The following is a 7,470-nucleotide window of genomic DNA, read 5'->3' on the forward strand; positions in this document are numbered from 1 at the left end:
CCCCGACCCAGGCCAGGCTGAGCCCTGCGCCGGGCCAGATCGCCACTCCGGTGCCCTGCGCGAAGCTCACCGTGATGCCGACGGCGAGGAACGCCGTCGCGAGGCCTGCCAGAGCGACGACGAGCAGTGTGATGCCCGCGCGCCACCGGGGGGCGACGGCCGCGCCGAGGGCGAGCAGAGCCATCGGCGCACACAGCACCGGAGCCCACGCAGCGATCGGCGCGGGAACGAACCACGACCACCCCGCGAGGTCCATGGTGGGGAATCCGGTGGCGAGCGCCAGCCGACCCGCGGCGTCGGCGGACGCCTGTGGTCCCGCCCACACCAGTCCGGGATCGCCCAGAATCGCCAACGGCGTCCCGTGTGCGAGCTGCCAGAAGACGAGTGGAGCGAACAGTGCGGCCGTCGGCACGAGGAGCCACAGCAGACGTCCGGCCCCACGGAACTGCGCGGTGCCGAGCACGATACCCACCGCCACGACCCACAGCAGCGCGAGTGCGGGCGCCAACGACGGAGCGCAGGCGATCACGGCGGCGAGCAGGAGGGAGGCGCTCCCGGCCGCACCCCAGGAGCGGTGCGCCACCACGGCGGAATGGAAGAGCCATGGCAGCAGGAGGTGCACCAGCACGGCGCTCGGGCGGCCGTCGACGAGCGCAGTGAGGAAGGTGGGCGCCAGCGCCCACGCGACACCGGCGAAGATACGAAGCCCCGACCGGTCGGTCACTCGCGTCGCAGCGAACCAGCCTCCGAGGACGGCGAGCGGAAGCGCGAGAATCCACAGCAGCACCATCACGAACGACGGTCCGGCCGGCCACAGAGAGCCGAGCACAGCCACGACCGCGGCGAACGGGTCTGCCGGGCCGACGAGGCCAATCCCCGTGCCGCGAGCGCCCCACGCCGCATCGCTCCAGAGCGCCGAGACGGTCTGACGCAGCGGCAGGAGCGCGCCGCCGCCGAGGGCCGGCCACGCGAGCAGGGTCGTGAAGGAGGCGATGCTCACGACGAGCGCCGCGAGCACGGCCCAGGCACCGCCGCCGGAGAAGAAACGGAGTTCGCTGACGGCACCGCCTTCACTGCCATGCCCGTCATCGAGACGCCGGCGCAGATCGGACGACGTCACCCGCAACGGCGCGATGCTCGCCCAGGTGGAAGAGCGGAAGGCGCGGATGCGCGAGCGGGACCGCGCGACCGCACCGACGCGCAGCATCGCGGTGAGGGCCGCCCCCCACTCGGGGAGCACCGCTTCCGGCCGCTTGCCGACGAGATGCGTGATGGAGCGCCACAGCGCGAGCGGGAGCAGACTGAGCCAGTGCAGCGGCACCGCGCCCGCCGGGGCGTATGCGAGTCGCCGGTGCAACTGCGCCAGCCGGGTGACGTAGGCGCGACGGGATCGGCCGGAGGGCAGCGCGGCGGGACCGCCCGGCGCCGCGGAGACCCGCGCACTCGGTGAGAGCACGAGCCGACCGCCGCCCAGGCGCGCACGGACGCCCAGATCGAGGCCTTCGTCGGCGCCGGCGAGCGCGGGATCGGGTCGCAGCGCGTCGCGGACCTCTCCGCGGATGAGGACGCCGCGCACGTCGGAACCGAGCGCGTCGTCCATGCGGTCGTGCTGTCCCTGGTCGAGTTCCCCTGCCGCGAGTTCGACCGAGCGACCGAACGTCGTCATGCTGACACCGAGTGAGACGATCTCCCGATCGTTGTCGGTCGCGACGAGCTTGGGCGCGACGATCGCCGCGGAGGGCGAACGCTCGAGCGTTCCCCGGAGCCGCTCCAGCGCCCGCGGATGCGGAGCCGTGTCCTGCGCGAGCAGCCAGATCGCGGAGCCTGCGTTCACACGGGGACGCGCGAGCTCCACCGCCTCAGCGAACGAGGTCGTCGTGCGAGCTTCGATGATCCCCTCGACGACGGCCGCGACGGCTTCGCTCTCGCGCAGGGAAGATGCATCGCCGCACATGACGAGCGTCACCGCCTCGGCGGGCGAGGTCTGGGAGCGAACGGCTTCGAGAGTGCGGAGGAGTTGCGCGCGGGACGAGGATCCGGGGCGCGCGACGATGATTGCGTGAACTCGGGCTGGCATGACGTCGTCAGCCTATGCGTGTCAAGACCTGCCCTGGAGCAGTGGACGCGGCGCGCCTGCGAAGCGATGCGGCCGCAGCCCGCGGCGACCGGCTCAGCCGATCAGCTGGCGCGACGCCGATCAGCTGGCGCGACGCTTGAGCTTGCGGCGCTCGCGCTCGGAGAGTCCGCCCCAGATGCCGAAGCGCTCATCGTTGTTGAGCGCGTACTCGAGGCATTCGCCACGCACGTCGCAGGTGGTGCAGATCCGCTTGGCGTCTCTGGTCGATCCGCCCTTCTCCGGGAAGAAGGCCTCAGGATCCGTCTGCGAGCAGAGGGCGTCGGCCTGCCAGGCGAGGGCGTTGTCGTCGTCGGCGGCGTCCGTGCGTCGCACCCCGGGAACACCGAGGTTGATCGGATCGACGAACCAATTCTCCGGTACGTCGGAACGGTATCCCGTCATCTCGATCTCCAACCCTGTCTCCGCCCCCCGGCGGGCCGTGCGCATGACTAATTACACCCGTGTCATTCGCTCCGGTCAAGTCGCGGATCGTAAACCCTCAATACGGTCTTGAAGGTTCATGACGATCCATCGGCGTGTCGCGGCGCGGCGAGCGCGCGGCGTTCAGCGCCCCGGTCCGGCCACGAACGCCTCGCCCTCGCCGGACACGGTGAGCATGCTCTCGTCGCCGCCCGCGAAAGCCACGCTTCCCACGGGGACCTGCACTTCCTCGCCGGACGAAGAGGTGACCGTGATGGCCCCTGCGGTCGCGAGCACCATCGTCGGTCCCGAGACCTCGACCGTGATCGGAGCGCCCTCCACCGTGACCCTGCTGAGCGCGAAGTCGGGTACGGGAACCGGATAGACCGTGACCGCGTCGCCCTCCGCAGGCCGCAGCACCGGGACCTCACCGGGCGTCGGGTCGAGGATCGCCAGCAGCTCGGGGACGTCGATGCGCTTGGGAGTCAGCCCGCCGCGAAGCACGTTGTCGCTCGCCGCCATGATCTCGACGCCGAGACCCGAGAGGTAGGCATGCAGAAGGCCGGCGCGCAGGAACACGCCCTCTCCTCGTCGCAGCACGACATGGTTCATCAGCAGCGCCACGACCACCCCAGGATCGCCCGGGTAGTTCGCCGCCACGCCCGCGATGGCACTCAGCGTCGTGCCCCACTCCCCCGTGTCGGTTCGCTCCGCTGCCCGCACCACCGCGGCGATGATCTCGTCGACCTCTCGCTGCACGTCGCCTCCGAGCAACCACCCGATGGCATCCCGCAGCTCATCGGCTCCGCCCCCGAGACGGGCGCGGAGCTGTGCGACGCCGTCGCTGTCGTCCAGCAGGTCCAGCAGAGCGAGCGTGTCCTCCACCGGGCGCAGGCCGCTCAGCGATTCGAACCGCTCGCTGAGAGCCACGATGAGTTCGGGTTTGTGGTTGTCGTCGCGATAGTTGCGCTGCGGGTCGTCTGCGGCGAGCCCGCTCTCCCTCGCCCAGCCGTCGCGCGCCTGCGCGATCGTCGGATGCACCTGGATCGAGAGCGGCCCGCCCGCGGCGAGCAGCTTCAACAGGTACGGGAGCGTGCCGCCAGTGATCTGATCGAGGGTACCGCCACCCGCGACGTCGGCGGGGTCGCCGGGATGATCCCCGAACCACACCTCCGCCTCGGGGGCACCGGTCGGCGTGCGCCCTTCGAGTCCGGCGAGGAGGGAGTCGGATCCCCAGGCGTAGTCGCGGGGTGCGTTCGTGAGGCTCAGCAGCATGCCACCAGCGTAGAGCCGCGCTGCGGCGTTCAGGCACGCGCCGAGCGCGGCGCGGTAGCCTGAACGCGATGGCCCAGTACACCAAGCACCCGGTGACAGCCCCGCCCTCGGCGCCGGAGCGCGAGTCGACGGGGCACCTTCTGCTGCGCGGTTATGTGATCCTCGTGCTCATCGTGACCTTCGCGCACACCGCGGTGTACAACCTCATCGGCATGGAGGGCGCCGCCGTCACCCTCGTCGTCTTCACTCTCGCGACGCTCGGCATCGGTATCCCGATGCTCGCCCGGAACCGCCCGCAGCCGTTCCGCTGGCGTCGCCTGCCGTGGACGGCGATGGGATACGCGACACTCGCCCTGGTCTCGGTCGCGTGGTCCCAATGGCGAGGACCGACGCTGATCACCTGGGTGCTGCTGGCGGCCGTCACCGTGAACGGGCTGTTCATCGCCCACGTGCTCACCTGGCACGAGATCATCCGGGCCCTCTCGTCCGCCTTCAAGTGGATCCTCGGGCTCTCGCTGGCGATCGAGCTGTGGGTCTCACTCGTCCTGCACGGGCCGCTGCTGCCGAACTTCGCGACCGTGCCGGAGGGGGAGATCGACCCGCAGTGGTACTGGGTCAGGGACAACCTCTTCGACGGCGGACGGATCCAGGGCATCGTCGGCAACGCGAACCTGTTGGCGATCATCTCGCTGTTCGCGATCATCACCTTCGGCGTGCTGTTCGCCGCTCGCGCCCGCTGGCGCACGACGCTCGCCCTGTGGATGCTGCTCGCGGCGTACTTCCTCTTGCGTACGTCGTCGGTCACCGCGCTCGCATGCGCGGCCGCCGCCGCGCTGGTCCTCCTCGTGGCGCTGCTGATGCGCCGCGCCCGCACCCCGGGCGCCCGCACGCGCATCTATGTGACGGCCATCGGCGGCACAGCACTGGCCGCCGCCGCCGTCTGGCTGCTGCGCGAACCGCTACTCGGACTGGTCGGGCGCAGCTCCGACCTCACCGGCCGCTCCGACCTGATCTGGTCGAAGGTGCTCGAGCGGGTGCGGGAGCACCCCCTGTTCGGCAACGGGTTCTCCAGTCCGTGGATCCCGACGGACCCCGCCTTCGACCACTGGATCGTGGATCACGGCATCACGGTGTTCCACGCCCACAACATGTGGCTCGACGTGCTGTTCCAGCTCGGCGTGCTGGGCGTGATCCTGATGGGAATCGCGTACCTGAGCCTGCTGTGGCGCTCCTGGTTCTTCGCGGTCGACCGGCCCCGCTGGGATCTCCACGCCCGACGTCCCTTCTCTCCGCTGACCCTGCTTCCGAGCCTGTTCACCGTGGTGCTGCTGGTCCAGGGCTTCTCGGAGTCGACGCCGATCATGCTCTGGGGGTGGATGCTCCTGGTGCTCCTGTCCTTCAAGCTGAAGTCGGTGCCGCTGGTGGGCGTCGGGGAACGCGACCTGGTCTTCGAACGCGGCACGCGGCAACGGCGGGTTCCGTGACACCGGTCCGGCCGTTGGTCCGCCTGCTCGGCTCCGTGGAGCTCGCGCGAGCCTTCACACTCACGGCGCTCACCGCCATCTTCGGCTCGTACGCGATCGGACGGATGACCTCGACGGTCACCCTGGCCACGATCATCGCGGTGCTGTGCGTGCTCGGCGCCGCGATCCTCTGGGTGCGCCGCGACGAGCTCTCCCCGCTGCGCATCGCTCCCTCGTCGCTTTTCGCCTTCCTGGGCTGGGCCCTGGTGAGCATGGTGTGGACGACGGACCGCTCGGACACGTTCTTCGGATGGATGTCGCTGTTCGGGTACGCATTCCTCGCGATCACCATCGGCCATATCCGCGACACACTGCAGACCGTGCGCGCCATCGGCGACACCCTGCGTGCACTGTTGGCCCTCTCCCTCGGGGTCGAGATCCTCTCCGGCATCCTGCTCGACGTGCCCTTCACCTTCCTCGCGATCCAGGGCGACCTCGCCGCCGGCGGCCCGGTGCAGGGCCTGTTCGGCAGCCGCAACATGCTCGGATTCGTCGCGGTGATCGCCCTGATCACCTTCGTGATCGAGTGGCGGACGCAGTCGGTGAACGCTCCTCTCGCTGTGGTCTCGGTCGGCCTCGCCGGGTCTCTGGCGTTCCTCTCGGCCTCTCCCACCGTGCTCGTGCTCGCGGTCGCGGTCGGCATCGTGACGCTCGCCCTCACGATCGTGCGGCACACGTCGCCGGCGCGGCGAAACCTCGTGCAGTGGATGCTCGGCGTCCTGGTGGCGCTCGCACTCACGATCGCGTTCGCGTTGCGCCATCAGATCATCGCCCTGCTCGATGCCGGATCGGACTTCTCGATGCGCGCGTCGCTCTGGAACACGATCCTCGACTTCGTCGCCCTCAAGCCGATCCAGGGCTGGGGGTGGTTCGGTGACTGGGCGCGCGGCGAGTACCCGTTCACCTACATCAACTTCCAACTCGACGACCATCACCAGAGCGCGCTGAACGCGTTCTTCGACGTGCTGCTCCAGCTCGGGGCCGCAGGGCTGGTGCTCTTCCTGCTCCTCGGCGGGGTCGCACTGATCCGATCCTGGCTGGTCGCGAGCGTCCGGCGGTCCGTGGTCTACGCGTGGACGCCGATCATCCTCGTCACTCTCGCCGTCGACTCGATGTTCGAGAGCTTCACGCTGGTCGGAGCCGGGTGGTTCATGCTCGTGCTGTGCGCGCTGCGCGCGGGGCAGTCGCGCTCCTGGCGCGAGAACATCGACGCCGCCCACACGGGTGCGATCTCGACGCTGCGTTCGCTGGAATAGCCGACGAATCCTCTCACGGGACGAATCACCTCTTGCACCTCAGAGCGTGGCGCGCAGTTTCTCCGCCCAGGCGATCGCGTCGCGGACCCCGTCGTCGACCGACCGTTCGGCGTGCCACTGGAGCACCGCCGCAGCGCGGTCCACGATCGCGAATGCACCGGCCTGATCGCCGGGGCGGCGGTCGGTCTCCGTCACCGGAAGCGGCTCGCCCGTCACCCGCTCGAATGCCGCGACGAGTTCGCGCACCGTCACGCCGTCTCCCGTGCCGAGGTTGATCACCTGGTAGGGGTCGTCCGGCGTGGCGACCTCATCGAACTTCTGCACGGCCGCGACGTGCGCGAGAGCGAGGTCCCAGACGTGGATGTAGTCGCGAAGCCCGGAGCCGTCGCGGGTCGGCCAATCCGTGCCCGTGATGGTGAAGGCCTCCCCCGCCACGCGCGCCTGCATGATCTTTCCCAGCGCGTGCGACGGCGTCGGGTTCTGCAAACCCGTCCGCAGCCGCGGGTCGGCACCGATCGGGTTGAAGTAGCGCAGCGCGATCGCGCGGAAGTCCCCCGCCGTCGCGGCGTCGTCGAGGATCTGCTCGACCATCGCCTTGGTCTTGGCGTACGGGCTCGACGGCGCGAGCGCGCCACCCTCGTCCACGCCGTCGCCCGTCTCACCGGCATAGACGGACGCCGAGGAGCTGAACACGATACGCGGGATACCGGCGTCGCGCAGACGCCGCAGCAGCGCGATCGTCTTGCCCACGTTGGCGTCGTAGTACCCGAGCGGGTCGGCAACCGACTCCGGCACCACGATGCGGGCCGCACAGTGGATCACGGCGTCGATGTCCGGATGATCCGCGAGCAGCGCCTCCACCACCGAGCCGTCGGCGATG

The 7,470-nt window shown here is 70.0% G+C and carries 6 protein-coding genes; 2 read left to right on the forward strand and 4 right to left on the reverse strand.

Translation table 11 applies throughout. The annotated features are described in order from the left end of the window. The 3 genes from ACNPM4_RS09100 to manA form a co-directional block, all read right to left on the reverse strand. Positions 1-2,077, reverse strand: a 2,077-nt coding sequence (locus ACNPM4_RS09100; protein ID WP_448985459.1) for a glycosyltransferase, incomplete at its 3' end; no start/stop codon positions are given. A gap of 120 nt (positions 2,078-2,197) precedes the next feature. Further along, on the reverse strand, positions 2,198-2,518 hold the full coding sequence (locus ACNPM4_RS09105) for a WhiB family transcriptional regulator (protein WP_081859873.1): 321 nt from the start codon (positions 2,516-2,518) through the stop codon (positions 2,198-2,200). A 162-nt stretch (positions 2,519-2,680) separates the two neighbouring features. Further along, positions 2,681-3,811, reverse strand: coding sequence for a mannose-6-phosphate isomerase, class I (gene manA, locus ACNPM4_RS09110; RefSeq protein ID WP_448985460.1), 1,131 nt, complete (start codon positions 3,809-3,811; stop codon positions 2,681-2,683). A 68-nt stretch (positions 3,812-3,879) separates the two neighbouring features. Here manA and ACNPM4_RS09115 point away from each other — a divergent pair, with 68 nt between their 5' ends. Then, entirely contained in the window at positions 3,880-5,295 is a 1,416-nt protein-coding gene (locus ACNPM4_RS09115) for an O-antigen ligase family protein (protein ID WP_105709660.1), read from the forward strand. Then, entirely contained in the window at positions 5,292-6,590 is a 1,299-nt protein-coding gene (locus tag ACNPM4_RS09120; RefSeq protein WP_029261985.1) for an O-antigen ligase family protein, read from the forward strand. Before ACNPM4_RS09115 ends, ACNPM4_RS09120 begins: the two co-directional genes overlap by 4 nt. Positions 6,591-6,629: 39 nt before the next feature. Here the strand turns inward: ACNPM4_RS09120 and ACNPM4_RS09125 are convergent. After that, positions 6,630-7,470: NAD-dependent epimerase/dehydratase family protein (locus ACNPM4_RS09125; RefSeq protein ID WP_448985461.1), on the reverse strand; the 841-nt coding region annotated here is incomplete at its 5' end.

This window comes from Microbacterium umsixpiens (assembly GCF_053543675.1).